24 protein-coding genes and 1 riboswitch are annotated in these 26,697 nt (G+C 41.0%); of the genes, 11 read left to right on the top strand and 13 right to left on the bottom strand.

What is annotated here, in order from left to right:
- The first annotated feature begins 339 nt into the window (after positions 1–339).
- The gene (locus tag OSH00_RS07385) at positions 340–699 is read left to right on the top strand and encodes a tetratricopeptide repeat protein (protein WP_266129899.1); all 360 of its coding nucleotides are present in this window, start codon (positions 340–342) and stop codon (positions 697–699) included.
- Positions 700–741: 42 nt separating this feature from the next.
- Here OSH00_RS07385 and ettA read toward each other — a convergent pair whose 3' ends face one another.
- The 3 genes from ettA to OSH00_RS07370 form a co-directional block, all read right to left on the bottom strand.
- Positions 742–2,403, bottom strand: coding sequence for an energy-dependent translational throttle protein EttA (gene ettA, locus OSH00_RS07380; RefSeq protein WP_196075590.1), 1,662 nt, complete (start codon positions 2,401–2,403; stop codon positions 742–744).
- A gap of 177 nt (positions 2,404–2,580) precedes the next feature.
- Positions 2,581–3,453 (bottom strand): hypothetical protein, encoded by an 873-nt coding sequence (locus OSH00_RS07375; protein WP_266129898.1) that lies wholly within the window; start codon positions 3,451–3,453, stop codon positions 2,581–2,583.
- A 70-nt stretch (positions 3,454–3,523) separates the two neighbouring features.
- On the bottom strand, positions 3,524–5,095 hold the full coding sequence (locus OSH00_RS07370) for an esterase-like activity of phytase family protein (protein WP_266129897.1): 1,572 nt from the start codon (positions 5,093–5,095) through the stop codon (positions 3,524–3,526).
- A gap of 236 nt (positions 5,096–5,331) precedes the next feature.
- Between OSH00_RS07370 and OSH00_RS07365 the strand changes: the two genes are divergently transcribed.
- On the top strand, positions 5,332–6,609 hold the full coding sequence (locus OSH00_RS07365; RefSeq protein ID WP_266129896.1) for an O-acetylhomoserine aminocarboxypropyltransferase/cysteine synthase family protein: 1,278 nt from the start codon (positions 5,332–5,334) through the stop codon (positions 6,607–6,609).
- 94 nt (positions 6,610–6,703) lie between these two features.
- On the opposite strand, the gene phoU is transcribed toward OSH00_RS07365, so the two are convergent.
- Entirely contained in the window at positions 6,704–7,426 is a 723-nt protein-coding gene (gene phoU / locus OSH00_RS07360; protein ID WP_009584000.1) for a phosphate signaling complex protein PhoU, read from the bottom strand.
- Positions 7,427–7,813: 387 nt separating this feature from the next.
- On the opposite strand from phoU, the gene OSH00_RS07355 reads away from it, so the two are divergent.
- From OSH00_RS07355 to gluQRS, 7 genes are all read left to right on the top strand, one after another.
- A complete protein-coding gene (locus tag OSH00_RS07355) occupies positions 7,814–8,893 on the top strand; it encodes a hypothetical protein (protein ID WP_266129895.1) in 1,080 nt (359 codons plus the stop codon).
- Between the two features lie 66 nt (positions 8,894–8,959).
- Entirely contained in the window at positions 8,960–10,021 is a 1,062-nt protein-coding gene (locus OSH00_RS07350; RefSeq protein WP_266129894.1) for a hypothetical protein, read from the top strand.
- A 47-nt stretch (positions 10,022–10,068) separates the two neighbouring features.
- Positions 10,069–10,202: riboswitch (TPP riboswitch) on the top strand.
- Between the two features lie 136 nt (positions 10,203–10,338).
- The gene (gene thiC / locus OSH00_RS07345) at positions 10,339–12,234 is read left to right on the top strand and encodes a phosphomethylpyrimidine synthase ThiC (RefSeq protein WP_266129893.1); all 1,896 of its coding nucleotides are present in this window, start codon (positions 10,339–10,341) and stop codon (positions 12,232–12,234) included.
- A 74-nt stretch (positions 12,235–12,308) separates the two neighbouring features.
- Positions 12,309–12,929, top strand: a complete 621-nt coding sequence (locus OSH00_RS07340; RefSeq protein ID WP_266129892.1) for an NUDIX domain-containing protein — start codon at positions 12,309–12,311, stop codon at positions 12,927–12,929.
- Between the two features lie 9 nt (positions 12,930–12,938).
- Entirely contained in the window at positions 12,939–13,748 is an 810-nt protein-coding gene (gene cpdA / locus OSH00_RS07335; protein ID WP_266129891.1) for a 3',5'-cyclic-AMP phosphodiesterase, read from the top strand.
- 208 nt (positions 13,749–13,956) lie between these two features.
- The gene (dksA, locus tag OSH00_RS07330; RefSeq protein WP_196075599.1) at positions 13,957–14,484 is read left to right on the top strand and encodes an RNA polymerase-binding protein DksA; all 528 of its coding nucleotides are present in this window, start codon (positions 13,957–13,959) and stop codon (positions 14,482–14,484) included.
- A 5-nt stretch (positions 14,485–14,489) separates the two neighbouring features.
- Positions 14,490–15,407 carry a tRNA glutamyl-Q(34) synthetase GluQRS gene (gene gluQRS, locus OSH00_RS07325; protein ID WP_266129890.1) on the top strand — a complete coding sequence of 306 codons (918 nt, stop codon included), beginning with the start codon at positions 14,490–14,492 and terminating at the stop codon, positions 15,405–15,407.
- A gap of 109 nt (positions 15,408–15,516) precedes the next feature.
- Here the strand turns inward: gluQRS and ftsW are convergent, their stop codons facing one another.
- The 9 genes from ftsW to glnK all read right to left on the bottom strand — a co-directional run bounded on the left by ftsW (position 15,517) and on the right by glnK (position 24,614).
- A complete protein-coding gene (gene ftsW, locus OSH00_RS07320; protein WP_196075601.1) occupies positions 15,517–16,713 on the bottom strand; it encodes a putative lipid II flippase FtsW in 1,197 nt (398 codons plus the stop codon).
- Between the two features lie 23 nt (positions 16,714–16,736).
- Positions 16,737–18,083, bottom strand: a complete 1,347-nt coding sequence (gene murD, locus OSH00_RS07315) for a UDP-N-acetylmuramoyl-L-alanine--D-glutamate ligase (RefSeq protein WP_266129889.1) — start codon at positions 18,081–18,083, stop codon at positions 16,737–16,739.
- 248 nt (positions 18,084–18,331) lie between these two features.
- Positions 18,332–18,877, bottom strand: coding sequence for a VTT domain-containing protein (locus OSH00_RS07310; protein WP_004825534.1), 546 nt, complete (start codon positions 18,875–18,877; stop codon positions 18,332–18,334).
- A gap of 110 nt (positions 18,878–18,987) precedes the next feature.
- Entirely contained in the window at positions 18,988–19,647 is a 660-nt protein-coding gene (locus OSH00_RS07305) for a riboflavin synthase (RefSeq protein ID WP_004825536.1), read from the bottom strand.
- Between the two features lie 90 nt (positions 19,648–19,737).
- Entirely contained in the window at positions 19,738–21,042 is a 1,305-nt protein-coding gene (locus OSH00_RS07300) for a DNA adenine methylase (RefSeq protein WP_266129888.1), read from the bottom strand.
- Positions 21,039–22,151 (bottom strand): bifunctional diaminohydroxyphosphoribosylaminopyrimidine deaminase/5-amino-6-(5-phosphoribosylamino)uracil reductase RibD, encoded by a 1,113-nt coding sequence (gene ribD, locus OSH00_RS07295; RefSeq protein ID WP_420909509.1) that lies wholly within the window; start codon positions 22,149–22,151, stop codon positions 21,039–21,041. Before ribD ends, OSH00_RS07300 begins: the two co-directional genes overlap by 4 nt.
- 32 nt (positions 22,152–22,183) lie before the next feature.
- Positions 22,184–22,648, bottom strand: a complete 465-nt coding sequence (gene nrdR / locus OSH00_RS07290; RefSeq protein ID WP_004825545.1) for a transcriptional regulator NrdR — start codon at positions 22,646–22,648, stop codon at positions 22,184–22,186.
- A 159-nt stretch (positions 22,649–22,807) separates the two neighbouring features.
- On the bottom strand, positions 22,808–24,208 hold the full coding sequence (locus OSH00_RS07285) for an ammonium transporter (protein WP_266129887.1): 1,401 nt from the start codon (positions 24,206–24,208) through the stop codon (positions 22,808–22,810).
- Between the two features lie 67 nt (positions 24,209–24,275).
- Positions 24,276–24,614, bottom strand: a complete 339-nt coding sequence (gene glnK, locus OSH00_RS07280) for a P-II family nitrogen regulator (protein WP_004725283.1) — start codon at positions 24,612–24,614, stop codon at positions 24,276–24,278.
- Positions 24,615–24,905: 291 nt separating this feature from the next.
- On the opposite strand from glnK, the gene OSH00_RS07275 reads away from it, so the two are divergent.
- Positions 24,906–25,133, top strand: a complete 228-nt coding sequence (locus OSH00_RS07275) for an accessory factor UbiK family protein (protein WP_196075604.1) — start codon at positions 24,906–24,908, stop codon at positions 25,131–25,133.
- 71 nt (positions 25,134–25,204) lie between these two features.
- A complete protein-coding gene (locus OSH00_RS07270; RefSeq protein ID WP_266129886.1) occupies positions 25,205–26,692 on the top strand; it encodes a YifB family Mg chelatase-like AAA ATPase in 1,488 nt (495 codons plus the stop codon).
- Positions 26,693–26,697: the final 5 nt, after the last annotated feature.

Genomic DNA, 26,697 nt, shown 5'->3' with positions numbered 1-26,697 from the left:
CAATTAATAATATTTATTTTCAAATAAAATTTTACAATTTATTTGTCATGATTTTTAAATGGAGCGTTCACTCAGTAATGATAAAATGAATGAAAGCAGTCACATTTCCAATTTTAATATCAGCGCCTTAAAATAAGCACATCCTTCAATATAAATCAGGGGATTATCCCTATTTACTGAAATCACTATATTTTTCTACTGTTTTTACTATTCAAAAAAATCATGAAACTGGGGTATTTCATATTCATTTTATTTCATTTAATCTTGATTGAAATAAGCCTCACATTTTGTAGTTGTTGATGGAGTTAATAAAAATAAACAGGGAGGATTAACCAGCTCATGACTTATTCATATGATTATACACATCGATATGCTTTATTTGGTATGTCTGAATCCATGCATATTTATCATCGCGCCACCAGTTATGAACATCTCGCCCTGAATAATCACTATAGTGTGCATTATGATTTACATCGTCATGAACGCGTTCATACCTATCAGCGTAATGCGATTTGGTATTTTTTACATGCAGCATTGAAAGGTTATAGTAAAGCACAATACAAACTCGGAATGATTTATCTACAGGGCCAATTGGGGCTATCTCCTGACCAATCTAAAGCAAGAAAATGGTTATTACTGGCTGCAAATCAAGGGCATATCGAAGCACAAAACCAGCTTCACCATGTTTATCTACAATAAAAAACCAGCTCGAAAGCTGGTTTTTAATCATCAGGGGAAGGTTTATCCACCAATCTTTTTATACTTGGTTCGTTTTTGAACGGCATCTTCACCCAAACGTGCTAAACGGTATGCTTCATATTCAGCATAGTTACCTTCGTAGAATTCAGGTTGTTCATTTTCAAATGACAAGATATGTGTCGCAATACGGTCGAGGAACCAACGGTCATGCGATACGACCATAACCGTACCAGGGAAGACTAAAATTGCATCTTCTAGCGCACGTAGAGTCTCGATATCCAAATCGTTTGATGGCTCATCCAGTAAGATCACGTTAGCGCCCATTTGAAGAATCTTCGCAAGTTGTAAACGGTTACGTTCACCACCAGATAATTCTCCAACACGTTTTTGCTGATCTTGACCTTTAAAGTTAAAGCGACCGATATAGGCACGAGAAGCGATCTCATACTCACCGATTCTTAAGATATCTAAACCGCCAGAAACTTCTTCCCAAACTGTTTTATTGTTATCTAAAGTGTCACGGATCTGACCGACATATGCAACTTTAACAGATTCACCCAGAGTCACAGTCCCTGTATCAGGTTGCTGCTCACCCGTCATCATACGGAATAATGTCGTCTTACCGGCGCCGTTTGGACCCACAATACCCACAATCGCTGTAGGTGGGACTGTAAAGCTTAGATTTTCGTACAATAAACGACCATCAAAAGATTTACTGATGCCTTCAACTTCAACCACTTTATTTCCTAGGCGCGGACCAGGTGGAATATAAATTTCTGAAGTTTCATTACGTTGCTGGAATTCACGCGAATTAAGCTCTTCAAAGCGCTCCATACGTGCTTTGTTTTTCTTTTGTTGACCTTTCGCATTTGAACGAACCCATTCAAGTTCTTTTTTCAATGCTTTAGCAAAAGATTCCTCTTGTTTCTGTTCCTGCTCTAAACGTGCATTCTTTTGTTCCAACCAAGAAGAATAGTTGCCTTGGTAAGGAATACCATGCCCACGGTCAAGTTCAAGAATCCACTCCGCGACATTATCCAAGAAATAGCGGTCATGGGTAATCGCAACGATTGTGCCAGGGAAATCTTTCAAGAAACGTTCCAACCATGATACAGATTCTGCATCTAAATGGTTCGTCGGTTCGTCCAGCAACAACATATCTGGCTTAGACAGCAATAAACGACATAGTGCAACACGACGACGTTCACCACCTGAAAGCAATGTTACATCTGCATCCCAAGCAGGAAGATTTAATGCAGCCGCAGCCTGATCCATTTGATTACTCAGATTATGAGCATCCCATGAATGAATGATTGCTTCTAATTTTTCTTGCTCTTTTGCAAGTGCATCAAAATCAGCATCTTCTGCTGCATATTCAGCAAAAACTTCATCTAAACGTGCCAGTGCATCTAATGGCTCACGCAAACCATCTTCAACGTTACCGCGCACGTCTTTATTTGGGTCTAATGGTGGTTCTTGCTCTAGATAACCGATTTTAATACCTGGTTGTGCACGAGCTTCACCTGAGAAATCTTTATCTACGCCAGCCATAATACGGAGCAAAGTAGATTTACCAGCACCGTTTAAACCAAGCACACCAATTTTGGCGCCTGGGAAAAATGATAAAGAGATGTCTTTTAGGATTTCGCGTTTAGGCGGAACCATCTTCGACACACGGTTCATCGTGTAAATATATTGGGCCACGTAGGACTCCTCTATAATGGATAGAAATTCGCAAATGCGAACAAATAAATGTCATTAATTATACGCTGAATTTATCTATTTTTGTTTAGATTTGTCCAATTTCATGGAGATATTTTCATCGCGCTACTGTGAAGCTGAGCATAAAAATCCTCCTATCTTCTATTTTTTTAGATCAGATCAAGAGCAAAAATTAGACTGATATTGATATACAAATTGTGTTTTGGTTTGGGTTGAACTTGGTGCATTGTAATTGGACAATGATTTCAAAGCACTAAAGCTAATCGCTGCGCGTTGTACAACTTTATTGGTGTAATTTGCATTCGGATCTTGATATTTGAAGGACACCTCAACTACTGCAGGCTTTAATCCTGTAGAGGGCACTTGGGTATACCATAAACTCATATCAACATCGGCATCAAATTCGCCCAAATCAATGCTCACCCCACGATAACTTCGTTCATAAATTGTCAGCCCACCCACTTGAGATAACACCTGATTATCACTTATGCCAAAAGTCTCCTTAAATTTTGGGAAATGGGTATGAATATCTAAAAATTTATTGATAGTACGTGTATTGGGTACGGTCGTCGATTTACTGGAACCCACCAAAAAACCCTGGGTTGCTGTCTGAGTGATATCGTCTTCAAGCTTGGTTTTCGCACCTGTAGTCGGGCTACTTAAATCAGCAAAATTAGAAAGATAATGATCAAAGCTTCTAAATTTAAGGGTGACTTCAGATGCACCATTTTCAATACGTTCACGAAAACTATAGCCCATATTATTCAGTAAGCAGCTGCTTGCTGAGTCATAGAAGCGAATCTGCCGCTGTTTATCCAGCACCATACTGCCGGATACAGTACGGTTAATCTGCTGAGCAATGATATTTTTTGCTTGCTGCATATAGGTATTTACATCAGCTGACTCATTGGCATAACTAAATTTATCTGCCTGTAGCAATAATTTATATTCACGAGAAGTCACTTGTGGTACAGCCCAGACATGTGTGGCAACCAAGCTCATCAACATGATAATCATTGATATTTTTTTCATTTCACAACCTACAGTTTAATCACCTATTGAGAAACAAAAAGCCGCCTAATTGGCGGCTTTTTGAATACGGCTACTGACCTTTTAAATTCAACTTATCCATGATGTATAAGGTATTCACATCAACACGTGTACGCGCTGCATCGAGATATTTCGGTTCCATACCTTTTGCATTATTCCACAGCCCCATATCATCATCATTTAACACGCCTAAAGTCGTGTTGTTGATCAACCATAAACCTTCCATTTTGTCGTGAGAATATTTCACGGCTTTCCCCATATCCAACACCAATGTTTTCGGTGCTGGAACGATATTCAAAGCTTTCAAGCCATCCCAGCCCTTGTCCAATTGGTATTCTTCCAATGTTTTACCCGCGATGGTTAAGCCTAGTTTTTCATCTTGTTTCAATTCGTTTTGATCTTTAACATCTTCCAAGTTGGTCGCTTTACTCAGATCGATACGATAAACATGTTTCATCACATTTGCCGTGTCTTTATAAAACAGACCATCTCGCTCTAAAACCAGGAATTGCGTTGCACTTAATGCAATGATTGCAGAATTCGAATTTTCATTTATTTCTTGTTGATAGAGATATTGCGCAACCTTACCTGTTTCAAGATTAATCGTCACAATACGTGTCAATGTGGATTTATTGACATTTTTATTCGGTAAACTCATGGTCGACTGCATAATACCCACCAGAGTTTTTTGATCTGGTGTGATGGTTAGACCTTCCATGCCTCGATTGGCACGACGATAGCTGAATTCATTCGGCAGAGTCCATTGATTGCGTTGATCTGCCTTAAATGGATTAATCCTGCCAATTTCCTTCCCGTTGGCATCGAAATGAACAATATGAGGTCCATACTCATCACTGATCCAGAATGTTCCATCGTTCAATGCTGCGATTCCTTCACTGTCCAGACCATAATCGTCGAGTTTCATCGGATTATTTACCGCATCATAAGGTTGGGTTGGATCTACAGTAATCACTTTACCATTCACATCATAAGGCGTTTCGCCTGTGCCCCCCAAAGCAGAAGTATTCGGTAAACCAGAAATATCCTGACCACTAGGATTTTTCAAATTAATGGTCTTGATTAACTTAACCGTCCCGTTGTCCTGAACTTCAAATAAACCGATTTTCGGTACATAATCTGGAATCGCAAAAACTTTACCTGCACCATAGCGTTTGTCAGTAAAGTCAGCATTGGGACCTCGATCCGTTAACGCATAAAATTGTCTTTTATTGGTTGGATGTGCTGCCACATCTGAGCCATAACCACCTTGACGAATATCAAAGCTACTGTCAATTGTTGTGCCATTGGCTTGATGTCGTTCAAGTACAGTAAATGGTAAGGCGCCCCCCTGGGCAAATAAGTTCGGTTTACAACTGTCCTCACTTTTAGTCACTTCACCGGCTTCAAGTTTGCCATTGCGATTAGTATCTACACCACTTTGGACACGCGTTCCTCCCATGACACACGCTTCATCACCGAAAGCCAAACTCACGTTTTGGGTCAGTGTTTTTTTGTGAGCTGTATCATTATTATCGTCATCTGAACACGCAGTGAATGCCATTAAACTACACAAAACTAAAGTTAAAGTGGTTTTATTGCTTATTCGTTTATTCGTATTTTTCATTGTGATTAATAACTGAACTCATGGAGTTTCTTATGCTAATTTTGACAAATGACATCCTAATGACAATCGACAAACTAAACGATCGCCGGTATCTATGGGTATATTTAAAATTAAACGATCAATAGCGATCACTTCATCTTTATCTTTTTTTATGATTTCAAAATATAGAAACCCTTGTTTACTTCATATATTTATTTGTTACACTCTATTGAATTTTAATAAAAAGTTGACGGAATATGACTTATAAAGACGAAACACTTGCCATTCACGCAGGCTATGAACCAGAAGCAACGACCAAAGCTGTCGCTGTACCAATTTATCAAACGACATCCTATGCCTTTGATAATACCCAGCATGGTGCAGATCTATTTGATCTCAAAGTTCAAGGCAATATTTATACCCGTATCATGAATCCAACCACGGCTGTGCTTGAACAACGTCTGGCTGCACTTGAAGGTGGAATCGGTGCTTTGGCGTTGGCTTCCGGAATGTCTGCAATTACCTATTCGATTCAAACTATTGCTGAAGCTGGCGATAATATCGCCTCTGTATCGACATTATATGGTGGAACATACAACTTATTTGCACATACTTTGCCGAAACAAGGGATTGAAGTACGTTTTTTTGATTACCAAAATCCTGAAGCCCTGCGAAACCTGATTGATGAAAAAACCAAACTGGTTTTTGTTGAATCCATCGGTAACCCCTTGGGCAATATTATCGATCTTGATGCGATTGCCAAAATCGCCCATGAATATGGCGTACCGGTGATTGTTGATAATACCGTTGCTACACCTGCCTTACTCAAGCCTTTCGAACATGGGGCTGATATTGTTGTACATTCTTTGACGAAATACATTGGTGGTCATGGCAACTCGATTGGCGGCGCCATTGTAGACAGCGGAAAATTCCCTTGGGGTAAATATCCTGAACGTTTTAAAGTTTTGAATACACCGGATCCAAGTTATCATGGTGTCAATTATGTAGAAGCCTTAGGCGAAGCAGCATATATAGCGCGAGCGCGGGTTGTGCCTTTACGTAACACGGGTGCTGCGATTAGTCCACTCAGTGTATTCTTAATTTTACAGGGTTTAGAAACACTCAGTTTACGTATGGAACGCCATACTGAAAATGCACAAAAAGTTGCAGAATACCTACAGGCACATCCTAAAGTGCAATGGGTCAACTATGCAGGTTTAAAAGATCACCCCCAACACGCCTTGGCTCAAAAGTATGTCAAAGGTAAACCATCTGCCATCCTTTCATTTGGAGTGCAGGACGGACGTGAAGGCGGAACTCGTTTTATTGATGCCTTACAACTCTTTACTCGTTTAGTGAATATTGGTGATGCAAAAAGCCTGGCATGTCATCCCGCAACCACGACTCATCGCCAACTCAATGAAGAAGAATTAAAAGCAGCTGGGGTCAGTATTGATATGGTTCGCTTATCTGTAGGTATTGAGCATATTGATGATTTGATTGCAGATTTAGAGCAAGCCTTAGCACAGGTCTAATCAATTGAATTGATGTTTATCAAAATAGAGTACCCAAATAAAAAGACCTGAATGATTCAGGTCTTTTTATTTGAAGTCGTTAGGTTGAGTTAAATTATTTCCCTTGGACTTTTTGTTCAATTTCTTCAATATTGGTATGACGCACATCAAAACCTTTCGCCATGTAAATCACTTGCTCTGAAATATTACGTGCATGATCACCAATACGCTCCAATGAGCGCAATACCCACATCACATTAATGACACGACTAATATGTCGAGGATCTTCAATCATATACGTCATCAGTGTACGTGTTGCCGACTGGTACTCCCGGTCAATGTCTGCATCCGCCAACAATACTTTTAATGCCTGTTCAGCATCTACTCGGGCAAAAGCATCCAAAGCATCATGGATCATGACACGAACTTGATTACCAATATGACGTGTTTCCATATAGCCACGTGGTGACTCACCTTCCTCACACAGTGTCTGTGCAATACGGGCGATTTTTGCCGCTTCATCGCCAATCCGTTCTAAATCCGTGTTTGCCTTACTCATCGCAATTACCATACGCAAATCAATTGCAGCGGGATGACGACGGGCTAAAATCAATGTCAGTGCTTCATCGATTTCACGCTCATAACGGTTAACGGTATTGTCTTGAAACTGTACATCTATTGCCATATTGGCGTTGGTGTCTAGCAAAGCATGTACTGCATTTGCCACTTGTTGCTCCACCAAACCACCCATGGTCATAAATTTGGTATTTACATCCTGTAGATCTTCATTGAATTGTGAAGAAATGTGATGATTTAACACAGGATTACTTGGGCTCAAAGTTTGATACTCCACGGGCAGCAAAAGCGACTTTTTAGACTTAATATTAAACCATAGCAATGATGAACATTTTATGACAAGTATTTTTCTTTTAGATGAACTTCCGTTCCAGCAATGTTGATTTTTCATCTGCAAGATTTAGCTCAAATCATAGCATTCACTTTATATAATTTATATATACTGAGATTTAATTTAAGATCAACGATAGGCTTATTTTCAAGCCAATTATTGGATGAATAAGCACTGTATTGACCTGAAAAAATTGGCTATTCCCGTTAAAACCGTAACGTTTCATTATCACAAAACTACAAAATATTTCATTTATTTAGCTTTGATTCAGCGACAATAGCAACGTCCTACATTGAGCTGTCTTGTTATATCGGTCTAATGAAATTTCCTCGCAATCCTATTCACTATCTCATTTCGAGCATACTCGTAGTTTTGAGTGGCTTGGTGGTGGTCGCGTGTCAAAAACCGACAACGGATATCGTACAAGAGTCAAAGGAAGCACCAAAAACAGAAAATCCTGTTCCTGATCTGACCCTAATTTGTCAAAATCTAAAAAATGAGATGTTGGCGATTAATCCGCAGAGGACAACCTTGGCAATCGAACAGGTGAATCAAGACATTCGCATGTGTTTACCCTTGTTAAAATCTCCTGAACAAATGGAACTCATGCATCAATCGAAAAAGATGTACCAACAATTTTTACAAATAGATCGAACCTCAGAACAGCAGCAAGCATTTGAAAACTATGTTCTCGATCAAGCGGCATATCCAACTATTCAGCAAAGTAAATTCGAACAACTCAATTTGCGCGATCAATATTTATTACGCCATAAAGGACAGGCTTATATTGAGTTGACAGATCAAACTGAAGACGCAATTACCTATCGCCGCAGTCCTCAGTATTTGGCAAAAGTTTTTGCGCCTTATCTACAAGCACCCGAGCAAGTATTTATCGAAAATCTAGCAGAGCAAAATGCGCAACCGCTTTTCAAAAATAATAAATTAAATCTTGAACCTGAAGAAATTGCAAAAAGAGCTAAATTTTGGCAAGAATATCTTGTGACTTATCCAAATACTGTTTTTCTACATGACGCGCGCTTTTTAAAAAATGCCTACAGCAGCTTGTTATTTTTAGGCTCAGAAGGCTCGCCAATTTCGATGAATTTTGAAAGTCCAAATGATATAGATTCCTCAAGTTGGTTGGTCATCGAACATTTGTCTAAAACAAATGAAGGAGAGCTGTCAGCTCAAGCCAAGAAATTTATACAATTTGTACAAATGACGCCTGAACAACGCCAGCAAAAAATTCAAATCAGTGAAAAAGAACGATCGAAACTAGAAAATCACCCTCAATTATTGGCGCTTTCACAACTCAATCAATATCTGAATTTGAGTCCAATTGATTTTAAACATGTCAAAAAAGACTGCTTTAGTGATGCAGTTTGTTCTAATACATAGATTTCTTTTCAGTTCAATTTTTATTATCCTTTCGCTATTCAAAAAAGCCACAACAATTGTCATACCATGAACTTTCTACAAAAAAACATTCCATTGGCTGCTATTTTTATTTTTACCTTGCTCAGTGCTTGTCAAAAACATGAAAATAACCCCAAAATTGAAGCATCAAAAACTGCTGCATCGGAGGCTAATACCACTGAAGCCGCTACTCCTCAAATATCTGCTCAGGACTGTAGCCAGATCGATTCAAGTATTCAAAAATTAGAAAAAACAGTCGTTGCTGAGGATTTACATGCTCTCAATCAATGGTTTAAAAACTGTCTCTCAACAGTACCCTTAAAAACCCGTTATCAATGGCAAGCAAAATCTGAAGATATATATCAGAAGCTGGTGAGCGATGCCTCACCTCAGGTATTTCAATATCTGACTGACACTCTTCCGGAAGGTCAGTCTATGACAGCAAAGCAGAAACAAGAACTGTATAAGCAATTAAAACCGAGTGAGAAATACTTGGTAGACCATGCAAAAGACTTATATATAGAGAAATTTTATGTGGGAGAAGGCGAATATACCTTTACCCAGCATCCCCAATATGATCTGGATATTTTTGCACCCTATTTAGAAAAATCAGATCAAGTCTATTTTAAACAAATCCGTAAGGAGTACACTGGGGCAGACTATATTCTGGACGCAGGGTTGGCAATTAGCTTTGATGAAGTCGCCAACCGATTATTATTCTGGGAAAAATTCAATAAAGACTATCCAAACAATCACTTTAAACGACAAGTTTCAGCAAACATTGAACAATATCGCAGTGCTCTTTTTCAAGGTGATGACAATACCCGTACCCTATGGTTTGATGATGACAAAATTGCAGATGAAGAAGCTCTGAAAGCCATTGAGAAAATTGCCAAGAGCCAGACTGCAAGCCGTCAGACTGCGCAAAACTTCCTAAATTTAATCAATAAAAGTGAAACGCTTTGGCAACAAATGCCAAAACCGTCCAGAGAAAATACGCAGGATGAGAGCCCTGAACAACAAGGCATTCAAGAGCAACGCACAGCGTTTGAGCAGAAAATAAGAAAGCAGGTTGAAGAGATGCTTGCTCAAAAAAATAATTCAAATTGATATCGGCATGTCATCACATTCCCGATGAGAACATGCTAGTATTTAAACATCGCTTGACGGAGCGCGAGTAATTCCTCGCTGAGATTTAGTCAGTTTTGCATCTCCTTGCCAAAACTTAAACTAAAGTACCGTTGAACCTGATCAGGTTAAGACCTGCGTAGGAATCAAGCATCTAAAAACTGACAGCCCAAAGTTTATCTATTTTTATAGAAATACCACACAATTCTAGTGGTCATGGTATTCAATAAAGTAGACTAAATCTGCCACCGTTTTTGGTCGTGCTTGATTCGTTGATGTCATTCATAAGGATCATTGTAATGAACCAATTAACGAATCTATCCCCTGCTGATCAATTGGCCCAACATGAGCAAGAAGCCAAAGATCTCACTCGAATTTTACCCGCATCTAAAAAAGTCTATATTCAAGGTTCACGCCCTGATATTCAGGTTCCCATGCGCGAAATTGAACTCACAGATACCCCTACAGGTTTAGGTGGCGAGAAAAATCCGCCTGTGATGGTTTATGACACCTCTGGCGTCTATACCGACCCCAATGTCAAGATCGACCTGAATCAAGGTTTGCCCAACATCCGTGAAACATGGATTGCTGAACGTAACGATACTGAACGCTTAAATACCCTCACCTCGCAGTTTGGACAAGAGCGCCTCAAAGATATTCGTACAGCTGAAATCCGTTTTGCACATATACAAAAACCTCGTCGAGCCAAAGCAGGACATAATGTCACCCAAATGCATTATGCCAAGCAAGGGATCATTACCCCTGAAATGGAATATATTGCAATTCGTGAAAATCAGCGTCAGCGTGAAGGCGTTGATATGCGTCAACATGCCGGACAAAATTTTGGTGCCCATAATTTGATGGAAATCACGCCTGAATTTGTCCGTAAAGAAGTGGCTGAAGGTCGTGCCATCATTCCTGCAAACATCAATCATCCAGAGTGCGAACCGATGATCATCGGGCGTAATTTCTTGGTGAAAATCAATGCCAATATCGGTAACTCTGCCCTGGGTTCATCGATTGATGAAGAAGTTGCGAAAATGACATGGGCAACACGTTGGGGCGCAGATACCATTATGGATCTGTCAACGGGTAAAAATATCCATGAAACGCGTGAATGGATTATTCGCAACTCCCCTGTGCCAATTGGTACTGTTCCGATTTATCAAGCACTTGAAAAAGTAGATGGGGTAGCAGAAGACCTTACATGGGAAATTTTCAAAGACACCCTGATTGAACAAGCCGAACAAGGTGTGGATTACTTTACCATTCACGCTGGCGTGTTGTTGCGCTATGTCCCATTAACGGCCAATCGTTTGACAGGCATTGTGTCACGCGGTGGTTCAATTATGGCGCAATGGTGCTTGGCCCATCATGAGGAAAATTTTCTTTATACGCATTTTGATGAAATCTGTGAAATCATGAAAGCCTATGATGTATCTTTCAGTCTAGGTGATGGTTTACGTCCAGGCTGTATCCAAGATGCCAATGATGAAGCACAGTTTTCAGAATTACGTACCTTGGGCGAACTTACCCATCGTGCATGGCAGCATGATGTTCAAGTCATGATTGAAGGTCCAGGGCATGTTCCAATGCATATGGTCAAAGAAAATATGGACTTGCAACTTGAAGTTTGCCAGGAAGCACCGTTCTATACACTTGGGCCACTAACGACGGATATTGCCCCGGGTTATGACCACATTACCTCGGCGATTGGAGCGGCAATGATTGGTTGGTATGGTACAGCAATGCTGTGTTATGTCACGCCAAAAGAGCATTTGGGATTGCCGAACAAAAAAGATGTCAAAGACGGCATCATCACATATAAAATCGCCGCACATGCAGCAGATCTGGCCAAGGGACACCCAGGCGCACAGGTCCGTGACAATGCACTCTCTAAAGCACGTTTTGAATTCCGTTGGGAGGACCAATTCAATCTTAGTCTCGACCCTGACACTGCCCGTTCTATGCATGATGAAACGATGCCAAAAGAAGCGCATAAATCAGCGCACTTCTGCTCAATGTGTGGACCGAAGTTCTGTTCAATGAAAATCACCCAAAATGTTCGTGATTATGCACAAAATCAGCAACATGCTGAACAAACGACTTCAAGCCAAAGCGAGATAGAAGATGGTCTAAAAACCATGAAATCTGTCTATCATGAGCAAGGACAAAAGTTGTACCACAAAGTGTAAAGTTAAAAAAAACTTTTGTCTTTGCCTATTTCTCAGTTAGGATGAAGTGAATATGTTTCATCCTAACTACACACATGAACATCATTCAGCAAGCAACTTACACACATAACGATGTAAAAATTCAATCTAGAGAATATGCTTTTCAGGGCTTTGTTCAAGTCGAAAAAGTCAGCTTGCAACACAGATTATTCAACCAAACTGGATACACATCAAACATCCAGCGTGAGTTAATTCGCCGCAAAGAAGCTGCGGGTGTTTTGATTTATAATGATCAACAACAAAAATTCGCATTGATCGAACAATTCCGGGTTGGAGCCATTGATGACCCGGTTTCACCTTGGCAGTTAGAAATAATTGCAGGAGTATTGGATGGTGATGAGTCGCCAGAGACCTGCATTCGCCGAGAAAGTCTTGAAGAGTCTGGCTGTGAGCTTGAACATCTTCAAGCTCTTTTTAGTTTCTATCCATCGGCTGGTGCATGTGATGAAATTTTCCATCTCTATACTGCTCAAGCCGAGTTACCTGCCGAAGGAGGCATTTTTGGAATGCCAGATGAAGGTGAAAATATTCAACTTCATATCATCGACTACGCAGATCTTAGTATATTATTACAAAGTAATCGTTTAAAAAATGCACCAGTGATAATGGCTCTACAATGGCTACAACAACACTTGCGTACACTTGAAAATGTCTAGGGGAAAGACATGCAATCAAAGATATTGCAGCAAATCGATAAAGACAAAGTGATCATACAAATCACAGATACACATTTAATGGATAAGCCTGATGCAAAGTTCGTCGGGATCAACCCTGAAGAAAGCTTTCATGCCGTTATGGAGGATATTCAGCAACGCTTTCCACATGCTGAACTGATTCTACATACTGGGGATTTAGCTCAGGCCGCCTATCCTGAAACCTATGCACGCTATTTAAATTATATGCGAGGCTTTGGCATTGATTTTTATCATATCCCAGGAAATCATGACAACCTGAGTTTTTTTCCCTTTCATGTACCTGAACCAGAACCCACAGTGATTGAACTGGATCAGTGGTGCATTATTCTGCTTAACAGTACAGTGAGCGGCCGTACAGATGGAAAAATTCAACCTGAACAATTGGTTCGCCTACAACAACGCCTAGAGCACCTTAAAGACAAATTTATCATTGTTGCCTGTCATCACAATCCGTTTGAAATGCATTCAAAGTGGTTGGATCAGCATAAATTAAAAAATGCCGATGAATTAAAAGCAGTGCTCGAACCATTTGACAATATCAAGCTACTGTTACATGGGCATGTACATCAAGAATCTTATAATGAGTGGAATGGCATCCAGTTTATTTCTACACCAGCCACCTGTGTCCAATTTAAACCGCTTAGCCAAGAGTTTTCATTCGACCCAATTGCACCTGGTTACCGTTGCTTACATTTAAAAGCCAATGGTGAGTTTGATACCTTTGTACATCGACTTGACCACGTTAATGTTACAATTAATGAAGAAATTTCAGGTTACTAGCTTTTCATTTTGTTTTTTTTCCATTAAGTTATTCGTCCAACAAGATATGCAGAAAGTCGAATTCAGGGCGAGGTGGCTTTCATCTTTGTAAAAAAATCTATATGATGACGCCCCCGATAGATTCATTCTGTTGGTAGTGATAAAAATACTTGCATATCACCATATTTTTTGCGTATAGATAGTACGTATATGATGAGGAATGCCCTTTATGGCGAATGACAACCAAAATCAAGTCTTGGATGAGCAAACAGCAATTACAGATGACAAATCTGCAAAACGTGTACGCAAAACCAAGCCAAAGACTAATGAAAACGGTACTACAGCAAGTCTATTCGGTATCGAGCCTTATCAGCCAAAGAAAAATGAAGAATATATGTCTGAGGGGCAGCTCGAACATTTCCGTCAAATTTTGCTGGCTTGGAAGGCTGAATTGATGTCAGAAGTGGATCGTACTTTAAATACGATGCAAGATGAATCTTCTTCTTTACCTGATGTAAACGACCGCGCAACACAGGAAGAAGAGTTTGCGATTGAATTGCGTACCCGTGATCGTGAACGTAAATTGATTCGCAAAATCGAACAGTCTATCGAAGCAATTAAAAACGATGACTATGGTTTCTGTGAAACGTGTGGTATCGAAATCGGTTTGCGTCGCTTGGAAGCGCGTCCTACGGCAACTTTATGTATCGACTGTAAAACACTTGCAGAGATCAAAGAGAAACAAAACAACGGTTAAAAACTGTGTCTGTACATTCCTCCCCGACCCTTCCTGATGTTGAGGAAGGGGGGAAGCATGCCTCTTATAAAGGACGATTTGCACCTTCACCTACAGGTCCTTTACACTTCGGGTCATTAATCACTGCTGTTGCCAGTTATTGCGATGCAAAAGCACATGCAGGGCAATGGATCGTCCGTATAGAAGATACGGATATTCCTCGCATTTATCCTGATAGCGAACAACACATCTTACAATGTTTAGATGCTTTTGGATTTGAATCTGATGCTGAAATCATTTATCAAAGACAGCGCATTGCGATTTATGAATCTGCCATCGACCAACTCAAACAACATGATTGGGTATATGCCTGTTCGTGTACTCGAAAAATTCTAGGTTCAAACCATATCTATACAGGCACATGCCGCAATAAACAGCTTGAGTTTAAAGACCAAGCCATTCGCGTAAAAGTCACAGATCAAAACATCTGCTTTCATGACCGTTTGCAAGGAAGACACTGCTCTAATTTACAATATGATCTGGGTGACTTTGTCCTGAAGCGCCGTGATGGCATCATTAACTATCAACTGGCAGTCGTTGTAGATGACTATTTACAAGGAATTAACCATATCGTGCGTGGTTCAGACTTGTTGGATAATACTGAACGTCAAATATGGCTGGGACAACTTCTTGGCTATCCGACAATTAAGTATATGCATCTTCCTCTCGCCATGAATGAACAAGGTCAAAAGCTATCAAAGCAAAATCTTGCGCATGCACTGAATATTGAAAATGCAGCCCCTCTACTTTCACAGGCAATTCTCGCACTGGGGCAGCCATCTGTAGAGCTAGACCGACCTGCTCGGATGTTGGCTCAAGCAGTCGCTCAATGGAATATTTCGCGTATTCCCCAAGGCATCCATTTAACAGGCATCTATCAATAGCCCCAAAGCCCATAAACAATAAAACACCATCAAACTGACAGCATATCCCACAAAAAAAAAGCCATTTATGATCAAATGGCTTTTTAATCTTTGAATTTAAGAAAATTCCTCAGAAACTAGACTCTTCCCTTGCAGGATTGGCTTCTTTCGTCGTCGCATCAATTTTTAAAATCAAGCTGATCATGACTGCACACATAATCAAGGATGAACCACCATAACTGATGAATGGAAGGGTCAAACCTTTGGTCGGCAACATTCCCATATTCATGCCTGCATTCACCAAAATTTGCAGTAGGAAAATAATACTGATTCCATAGGCCAAATAGCCTGCACGCAAATATTGGTGATTTAATGCACGCTGACCAATTCTGATACAACAAATCAGCATCACAAATGAAAGCAACAATACCGTCGCAATCCCAAAGAAACCAAACTCTTCACCCAAGATTGCCAACATGAAGTCTGTATGCGCCTCAGGTAAATAAGACATCTTTTGAATACTGTGTCCTAGACCGACACCAAACCATTCACCTCGCCCAAACGCCATCAAGGCATTAGACAATTGATAGCCTGAACCTAAGGGATCAGCCCAAGGATTAGAGAATGACATCAAACGCTCATAACGGTAAGGTTCAAATACAATCAAGGAAACAAATGCAACCAGAATGGCACCAAAAGCAAAACCAAACTGAATCATCGGCGCACCGGCAAGGAAAAATACCCCTAACATGGATACTGCAATAACCACTGTTGCACCTAGATCAGGCTCAGCAATAATTAACCCTACCGTCAGCAACATTACGACACCGAGTCGAACCAAGCCTTTAATGTTGTTGCGAACCTCTTCGGCACGGCGAACCACGTAATCAGCAGTAAATATTGCCATCATTACTTTGGCAACTTCTGTCGCCTGTAGGGTAAAGCCGCCGACACGAATCCAACGTGTTGAGCCATTCACTTCCGTACCTACAAGCAAAACGGCAAGTAACAGCAGAATAGTGATCAACCACAGAGGAAAAGTATTTTTAAACCACAGATTGAGCGAAATTCGATAGGTTACTACAGCAGCTAGAAAAGCCACCACAATCGAAATTGCATGGCGAATGACATAGTGGAATTCATTTTCATGCATCCGCTCTGCATACGGCATTGACGCTGAAGCCACCATCACGGTACCGATGCACAATAGTGAAATGACACAAAACAGCAATACATTGCGAGGGGTAATCTCTGCAGGTAACTTTGGCATCCAACGTTCATACGCTTGATGAAGTTTACTTATCGTCGTCTGAGCTAACCCAGCCATACTTTATTTTCCTTATGATTCTTTTAGTTTAGCGCATTTACATATTCAACAAAGCGATGACCGCGTTGCGGATAACCTGTAAACATATCAAAGCTGGCACATGCAGGTGATAATAACACCACATCCTGTGCCAGCGTATGTTGCTGACACAGCTCTACGGCTTCCTGCAAGGTTTCAGCATGCAATAGCTCAGTTGTACCTTCAATGGCTTTTTCAATCACAGGGCGATCCTCACCGATCAACACCGCAAGTTTGGCATATTTTTCCAGGGACTGGCGTAAAGCAGTAAAATCTTGCCCCTTACCTTGCCCTCCTAGAATAATCGCCACCTTTCCACCCTGCGCTTCAATTGCAGCACCTAAACCATCTAAAGCAGCCAAAGTTGCTCCAATATTGGTTCCTTTAGAATCATTATAATAGCGAACACCCGCCACTTCTTTAACAAATTCACAGCGATGCTCTAACCCTTTAAAGGTCTTGAGTGTTTCCAACATTTTGTCTATCGGTAAACCAATCGCCTCACCTAAAGCCAGACATGCCAATGCATTTGCAACATTATGCGTGCCTTGGATATACATCTCTGAACTTTTCAGCAATCGTTCCCGACCGCGTGCCAACCAGATCGTACCATTGTCTTCTCTGAGAATACCGTATTGTTTTAAATCAGGTGCATTTAAGCCAAAGCTTTGCATTGGCGTTACATCGGGAACCAAAGGGCGTGTCAATGAATCATCACGGTTAAACACCACTTTTTTCGCGCCTTGGAAAATGCGATGTTTTGCAGCATGATAACTGGCCATGTCACCATGACGGTCTAGATGGTCTTCACTCATATTTAAGACCACAGCCACTTCAGCATTTAAATTTGAAGTGGTTTCAAGCTGGAAGCTTGACAGTTCAAGAATATAAACATCTGGATCATCACGTGTTAGATCCAATGCCGGGCGTCCAAGATTGCCTCCAACAGCGACTTTAACGCCTGCATCCTGCGCCATTAAACCTATCAAGGTAGTTACCGTACTCTTGGCATTTGAGCCAGTAATGGCCACAATCGGTTTATCTGTAGCACGACGCAGGATTTGAATCTCGCTCACCACTGGGATTCCCTTGGTAATCGCCGCTTGAATCTCTGGAAGTTTAAGGTCTAAACCTGGGCTGATCACGATTTCTTCAGCTTGTAACAATAACTCCTGATCGAGTTGACCAAAGCTGGTTTTGACTTCTGCAGGAATTTGATCATGTCCCGGTGGAACCTGACGTGAATCAGTGACAGCAACACGGTAGCCATTTTCATGTAGAAAATTTACAGCTGAAACACCTGAAATACCAAGTCCAGCCACAACTTTTAAACCACCACGTTGTATCAACATTTTTGCTCACCAGCATTAAGATTTTAAAACTTGCAAAATGTTAGCACTTTGGCGATTTGAAAGCTTTTTCTGTTTGCAGTTTCTGAAGTTTTTTTTGTGTCAGTGCGTAAAAATATCGTCATATTATTATGATTCATTGTTATGACTTTTTAAATTTCTCAGACCATGGCTTTTTATCCTGCGATCGATACAGATCAGCCGAATGTTAAATTCAACATTCGGCTGATCTGTATCGATGTCTAGCGTGTCTAAAATGAATCGATCAATAACGACAGTAGATTGCCTGCACCATAGCCTGCACCCAATAACAGTGCAATCCAGATCCAACCACCTAACACGTTATACAGCATAAATACAGGCATTTTCATATGCCCCGCACCCGCTGCGAATGGGGCAAAAGAACGTACAAAAGGCACAAAACGCGCAACAAGAATCGTTTTACCTCCATGACGCTCAAAATAATGATTGGTTTTCTTGATATATTCAGGTTTAAACCAACGCGAATGTGCATGAAAATATTTGAAACCCAATGCTCGCCCAGTATAGTAATTGACGATATAACCTAAAATAGAAGCAATAATCAGCAACACGCCCATATAATGAAGATGAACTGATTCAGCGGTCGAGCACAAGGCACCAACAGCGATCAATAAGCTATCACCAGGGAGAAAAAACATAAAGATTGAGCCTGTTTCTGCAAAAATAATCAAAAACAAAATGGCATAAATCCATAGCCCATAATTTTCTAAGAAAGTGGGCAATAATTGTTCTAAATGCAATAAAAAATCAAGCAATACTCAACTCTCTTTAAAGAAGTTTCCACAATATATTAATCTAATTTAACCATGTAAATATTAAAAAGCCTAAATTAATTAGGCTTTTCGATGTTGTTTTCTTATTTTTATTATTTTAAAAAACCATTTTTAGCTAGAAATTCCATGCTCAGTTTTGATTCAGCTTTAACCTCAGCGGCTTTATCACCGAGCAGTAAACGCTCGATATAACGTGCCAGCACATCCACTTCCAAGTTCACCTTGGCACCCACTTTCCATGTGCCAATATTGGTGCGCTCCGCAGTATGCGGAATCAGATTGAGACTCAGAATATTACCACGTAAATGATTGATGGTTAAGCTGATTCCATCCACAGTAATCGAGCCTTTTTCTGCCAGATATTTGGCAATTTCAACAGGTGCAGTCACCTCAAAATAAAGCGAACGCGCATCTGAACGGACTACGGTAATTTCACCGACCGCATCCACATGCCCGCTCACAATATGACCTCCAAAGCGTGTGGTGGGTAACATTGCTTTTTCAACATTCACCACTTGTCCAACGTTCCAACTCGCCAAAGTTGAACGATTTAAACTTTCGCGTGAAACATCGGCAGCATACCAGTTTTCACCCCAGTCAATTACAGTTAAACAAATACCGTTGGTGGCAATAGAATCACCCAAATGTACATCAGACATATCTAGGTCAGTCTGAATACGTAAACGTACATCACCACCTACACTTTGTAAGCTGTCAACTTTACCTAAACTCTCAACAATGCCTGTGAACATAATACAACCTACTGCCTCAATCTAAGGACTGATAAATATCTATTTTTATTGCATCATCCTTTTTTCCATTTGAAGAAAAGGAGATCAAGCTTACCATAAAGCCAATTGCGTACTTACACCCGATGTGTCCACACCGCCCAACTCGGCAAAATGATAGAGTTGACCAAGCAGCTGACGTAACGGCGGTCCAGATTTGGCATGCGTATCGGTAATGACAATAAACTCAAGTACACGGGCACGCTCAGACTGACGCTGTTTACTCACGCGATAACGCGGAACATCCTGTGTCAATAAGGTGACTTTGCCACGTTTTAGATTGGCCGCCAATAAATCTTTGGCTTCAATATTGCCATCAGTGGAGTAACTGGTGAGGATATAACGTGCATTAATGGTTTCCAATAAGCCCTCATAAGCTTCTTGAGCATGCTTAGAGGAATTATAGGGGCTTGGGCGCTCTTTTCGCCATGCGCGGTCAATTCCACTTTTAAAACCTTTGGTATCAGGTGTCGGCAGATCAACTTGATCCCAAAGCGTTAATGAATTGAGAACATGGTAATTACTGCTATAGGCATGCTGGTTATAAGGAGGATCTAAATACGCCACATCCACTTCAAAACCACTCATCTGGTTTGCCAAATGCTGTGCATCCACACACCACATCTCTGCCATCGGTGTTTTCTGTTTATTATCACCGACCTCACTAAAACGGCTTGGTGTTAACCATAAGAGTGATTCAATTCGTTCCAATGCCGTTTGGGTCTTTCCACCCCAGCCATGATGGAAACTTTTAAATACACCACTGGTATTACTGACAAAACTGGCTGAGTAGAGTAAAGGTGCAAGTAAGGCACTCATTTCCACATCATCAATAGCACCTTGTGCCTGCCATGTCGCAATCTGCTGGCGAATCGCGTCAATCCGCATACCGTTACGACGCTTAAAGAACAGACGGTCACGCGCCGGGTCATAAATTTCATCATTGCGCGGGCATAGATTATGCGTCACCCAACCTTTGACTTCAGGTAAACGATTTAAATAATCAATGGCTTTTTGATAACCGCCCAACTCTTTAAATGCTGGCGCATCTGTACATGCAAGAATGGCATGATTCAATGCATGACTGTAAGGTTCCCAGTCATTGGCAATTACACGATAGCCATTTTGCCGGGCCAAACGTGAAACAACCCCGCTACCTGCAAAAAAATCTGCAAAAATAGGCGCACGTTTACCTTTGGGATTCAATGTTCCGGTAATTTCAAGCGCTTCAAGAATCAGATGCAACAAACGACGTTTATTTCCCAAATAAGGAACCAACTGATGAAAAAGATATTCATCTGTTGTACGCGCAGCATGACGACGTTTGTGATAAACCGATGATGTTAACTCTGAATTCATACTGACTCTTGCGCAGGGAGAAGTCTTAAACGAATATCATCACCAAATTGATGAACATCTTTAAGCATAAAACGTAATTGTTGTGCCATCTTTTCAAATTCAGCATTAAACATTGGTCGTGCTGACTGACCTAAAAAAGTCGGAGCAACATAACTGATTAATTCATCAACCAGTTTTTCCTGTAAAAATGCCGTGGATAAAGTTGCACCGGCTTCAACCAATACATCATAAATTTGGAAATCTTTTAAAGTCCGTAGTAAATCTTTTAATGGCTGAATTTCAAGTTGTACCACACCAAGCTCTGCCAGCTCCTCACGGAATGGTCCCATTATCATTACGGTTTCAGGATGTTTAAGCACTTGTGCTGTCAAGGGTAAACGACCTTTCCGATCTAGGATCACACGTTTGGGCTGTACCACTTTTTCCAGATCCACATGGGCTAAACTTCGAACATTGAGTTGGGGATCATCCGCCAAAATGGTTTCAATTCCGGTAATCACAGCACCTGAAATGGCACGCCAATGTTGCACATCCTGACGTGATTCAGTGCCTGTAATCCATTTCGACTCACCGGATGCCATAGCGGTACGTCCATCCAGACTTGAAGCAACTTTCAAACGCACATAAGGAATGCCTATTGCCATTGCTTTCAGGAAACCTAAATTAAGTTGGGCGGCTTGTTGTTCACACACACCTGTTTCTACAACAATTCCAGCTTGTCGTAAAATATCCACACCTTTACCCGACACAAGTGGATTTGGGTCTGCACATGCAACAACAACTTTTGCTACACCCGCTTCAACTAAACCTTTTGCACAAGGGGGTGTACGACCATAATGCGCACAAGGCTCCAAAGTCACATAAGCGGTTGCACCTTTTGCAGATTCTCCAGCTTGGCGCATTGCAAAGACTTCGGCATGAGGTTGTCCCGCTTGTGGATGAAAACCCTCTCCAACAAGGGTTCCATCTTTGACAATAACGCAACCAACATTCGGGTTCGGTCGTGTGGAATACTGTCCAAGCTTGGCGAGCTCAATCGCTTTCTGCATCCAGACCTGATCCATATTGACAGCATCTTCAGGCTTGGAGTTTGAATCCAACTCAGACATAAAATTCCTAATTTAATCCTTTGAAAAATAAATCAGTGGTCTTGACCACGTGCTTGCATTTGCTCAATCTGATGGCGAAATGCATCAATATCTTGGAAATCTTGATAAACCGATGCAAAACGAACATATGCCACATGATCCAATGCAAACAAAGATTTCATGACAATCTCACCAATAGTACGAGAACGCACATCACGTTCTCCTAAACGACGAATTTGCAGTTGAATATCGCTAATCACCGTTTCAATTTGCTCTTGAGTCACGGGTCTTTTTTGTAAAGCATGCATCAGTGAACGGCGCAACTTTGCTTCATCGAATGGTTCATTTTTACCATCAGACTTGGTGACACGTGGCATTACCACTTCATAACTTTCAAAAGTAGTAAAACGTTCGCCACAACTGATACATTCACGACGACGGCGAATCTGGCTACCTTCAGCAGCCAAACGAGAATCGATCACTTTACTATCTGCAGCGTTGCAAAATGGACAATGCATAGTGGTTTAATTAAGCAAAATTCATAATTTCAGCTAGTGTAGCAAAAAAACTAGATTTTGTTGAGGGTTTCGCAAGATATGGAAAAAAAACAGCCCTCTCGGGCTGTTTTATACTATATATAGTTATTATTCTAAATTGATTTTTTCTAGTCAGTTACATTATTCGATGCGTTCACCATGCTGACTCAAATCAAGACCCATGCGTTCATCATCAGATTCAACACGGATTCCAATCACCACATCGATAATTTTAAGCAGAATGAATGTCACCACTGCCGAATAAGCAATTGTGGCCAACACGCCCTCTACTTGAACCCACAATTGATGCATCATATTGGTCGGCGCTTTGTCACCCATGATAAATGAGCTTGCAAAGACTGCTGTTAAAATTGCACCAACAATACCACCCACACCATGTAGACCAAATGCATCTAGCGAATCATCGGCTTTAAGGATACGTTTAAGACCGGAAATACCCCAGAAACATACCACACCACCAATCAAGCCCATGATCAATGCACCACTCACAGTCACAAAACCTGCAGCTGGTGTAATCACCACAAGACCTGCTACCGCACCTGATGCAGCACCCAATACAGAACCTTTACCACGAACAATTTTCTCAACCACTAACCAAGCGATTGCCGCTGCTGCTGCTGCAACTTGAGTTGTCACTAAGGCATATGCTGCTGAACCATTTGCACCCAAAGCTGAACCGCCGTTGAAACCGAACCAACCAACCCATACAAGGCTCGCACCCAATACAGTCAAAGTTAAATTATGTGGTGCCATAGATTCTTTACCCAAGCCCATACGCTTACCGAGTAAATATGCAGCAACTAGACCTGCAACCCCCGAGTTGATATGAACCACTGTACCGCCTGCAAAATCAAGCGCACCATCATTCATTAACCAACCACCACCCCATACCCAATGTGCAATAGGCGCATAAACAACAATCACCCAAATTGTGATAAAGCTGATCCAAGCACTAAATTTCATACGATCCGCCACAGAACCACTAATGATGGCAACTGTGATAATCGCAAAGGTCATTTGGAAAATAACGAAGAGAATCTCTGGAATACTACCGCTCAAAGCATCCGTGGTGATTCCTGACAACATGGCCTTGTCCAGCCCACCAATAAAGGCATTGCCAGAACCAAAAGCCAACGAATACCCCACAACCACCCATACAATGCTGACAATTGCTGCTGCAGTAAAACTTTGTGCCATGGTTGCCAATACGTTTTTCTTACGAACCATACCACCGTAAAACAGCGCCAAACCTGGAATTGTCATCAGCAATACCAATGCCGTAGATACTAAAATCCAAGCCGTATCGCCAGTATTGAGTGTCGGTTTTTCTGCCACCGGAGCAGGCGCAGCTGTTGCAGTTACTTCAGGCACAACGCTTGCGGTAGTGTCTGTTGCTGTACTGACATCGCTTGCAGTCGCCACAGCTGTAGATGCAGGCTCAGTTACGTTTTCTTCTGCCCACGCAACTGATCCGCCAAGAAGTGCGCCAGACAGGCTGAGCGCTAATAGCATTTTTTTCATTCGTATCCCCCAACCTAATTTTGTGAGTTATGTCTTCATCAACATAACCAGCAATCTTCGTGCCAAATTAAACAGCGTCTGGACCTGTTTCACCTGTACGAATACGAATCACTTGCTCTAAATTCGTCACGAAAATTTTTCCGTCACCAATTTTCCCAGTGCTCGCCACACGTGTAATCGATTCAATGACTGAATCCACCATGTCATCACTGATCGCGATTTCAATTTTCACTTTCGGCAAGAAATCCACGACATACTCAGCACCACGGTAAAGTTCTGTATGTCCTTTTTGACGACCAAAACCTTTCACCTCAGTTACGGTAATCCCTTGAACGCCTATATCAGACAAGGCTTCACGCACGTCATCTAATTTAAACGGTTTTACAATTGCAGTTACGAGCTTCATATTGTTTTCCTTCGGCTTATTTCACCAGTAAGGTTTTATGTTCAATTTTCGTGCCAATCTTATTAACGGTTGGGGTGGTTAATTTGATCAACACGTATTGCCTTTATAACCTATTGTATATCCTTAGGTGAAGTTTCAACTTGAAAAAACTCACAATAATGATCAATTTTTTTAAAATTAACCCGCGATTTTCTTAACCTTGATGCCTTGATAAACCGATAAAAATTACTCAAGTAAAAATCCATACACGATGTTACACTAGGCAAAGAATATCAACATTTTGGATTCCTCATGATTGAAACATTACTACAAGCAATTTTGGAACAAGTCGATCAACCTAAAAAAGATATCGAACATAACCTACGTGCCTTATTAAACGAAGCCATCAGCAAATTGGACATTGTGTCTAAAGATGAAATCGAACGTCAAAAAACTGCACTAAATAACGCCAATTTAAGATTGACCGAATTACAAGCACAAGTAAAAGCGCTTGAAGTACTTATTCAGGATAAAAAATAAACTAAATTTGCACAAAAGTGGTGCAAAAATTATAATAATGATTAAAAATAAAGCAACCTTGGAAAACAACAATGTCTTTAGCCAAAATTTATACACGGGGTCTACTTGGATTACATGCACCTTTAATTGAAGTAGAGGTCCATGTTAGTGCAGGGCTTCCCTCCTTAACGATTGTCGGTCTGGCAGAAGCAGCTGTTCGGGAAAGTAAGGATCGTGTTCGCTCTGCAATCATCAATAGTGGTTTTCAGTTTCCGACCAAACGCTTAACCATCAATCTCGCACCTGCAGATCTACCCAAAGATGGTTCTCGCTTAGACCTTCCAATTGCATTGGGGATTTTGATTGCAACAGGTCAACTCCCTGAAAATGTCACAGACGATTTCGAATTTATTGGTGAGTTAGCACTGGATGGTCATTTACGACCTGTTACAGGGACATTAACCATTGCAATGGCCTGTCAATTGGCAAAGCACCAAGTGATGCTCCCTCAGGAAAATGCCGATGAAGCAGCACAATTACCTGAATTCAAAGTTTTTGCTGCACATCATTTAAAACAAGTATGTGATCATTTTTTAAATACCCAAAAAATCGAAGTCACCTCCACACAAAAATCGATTTTGGACAATCAATACAAATTTGATTTGGTTGATGTAAAAGGTCAGTTACGCCCTCGAAGAGCTTTAGAAATTGCCGCAGCAGGTGGACACTCACTTTTATTTAAAGGACCGCCAGGAACAGGTAAAACACTTTTAGCCTCACGTTTACCGAGCATTTTGCCTGCATTAAACCCGCAACAAAATCTCGAAGTTGCCAGTATTTACTCGATCGCCAATACTCAACATCATTTTGGACAGCGTCCTTTTCGGGCACCCCACCATACTGCTTCGGCAATTGCTTTAGTGGGAGGGGGATCAAATCCAAAACCAGGAGAAATCACGCTTGCGCATTTAGGGGTACTTTTCTTGGATGAATTACCTGAGTTTGACAAAAAAGTCCTAGAGGTTTTAAGGCAACCCCTTGAGTCTAAGGAAATCATTATTTCAAGAGCATCTCGACAAATTACCTTTCCTGCAAACTTTCAACTTATTGCTGCAATGAATCCCTGTCCATGTGGTTATGCATTTAACCAAGATAGCCGTTGCCAATGCTCGGCTGAATCAATCAAGCGTTATCAAAGTAGAATCTCTGGTCCTTTATTGGATCGTATTGATTTACATATCGATGTCCCGCCACTGAAAGCTCAGGAATTACAGGATACAACGCCTGTTGAAGATTCAGCAACAGTACGAGAACGTGTACTTCACGCTTTTCATTTTCAAATTCAACGACAAGGTGGATTAAACCACGCTTTATCTCCTAAACAACTGGAAAAGCATGTGGTTTTGGATGAAACATCCAGAAAGATGATAGAGGTGGCACAACAACGCTTAAACTTATCTGCACGGGCATATCACCGTATTTTGCGCGTTTCAAGAACCATTGCAGATTTGGCACAAAGTGAGCAAATCCAAAGCACACACCTGACCGAAGCTTTGTCTTATCGGGGAACACAATCTTAGAATCT

It is taken from the genome of Acinetobacter nematophilus (genome assembly GCF_026344175.1).
In the GTDB taxonomy this organism is placed as follows: Bacteria; Pseudomonadota; Gammaproteobacteria; order Pseudomonadales; family Moraxellaceae; genus Acinetobacter; species Acinetobacter nematophilus.
This window is presented reverse-complemented; position numbering and strand designations above follow the sequence as displayed.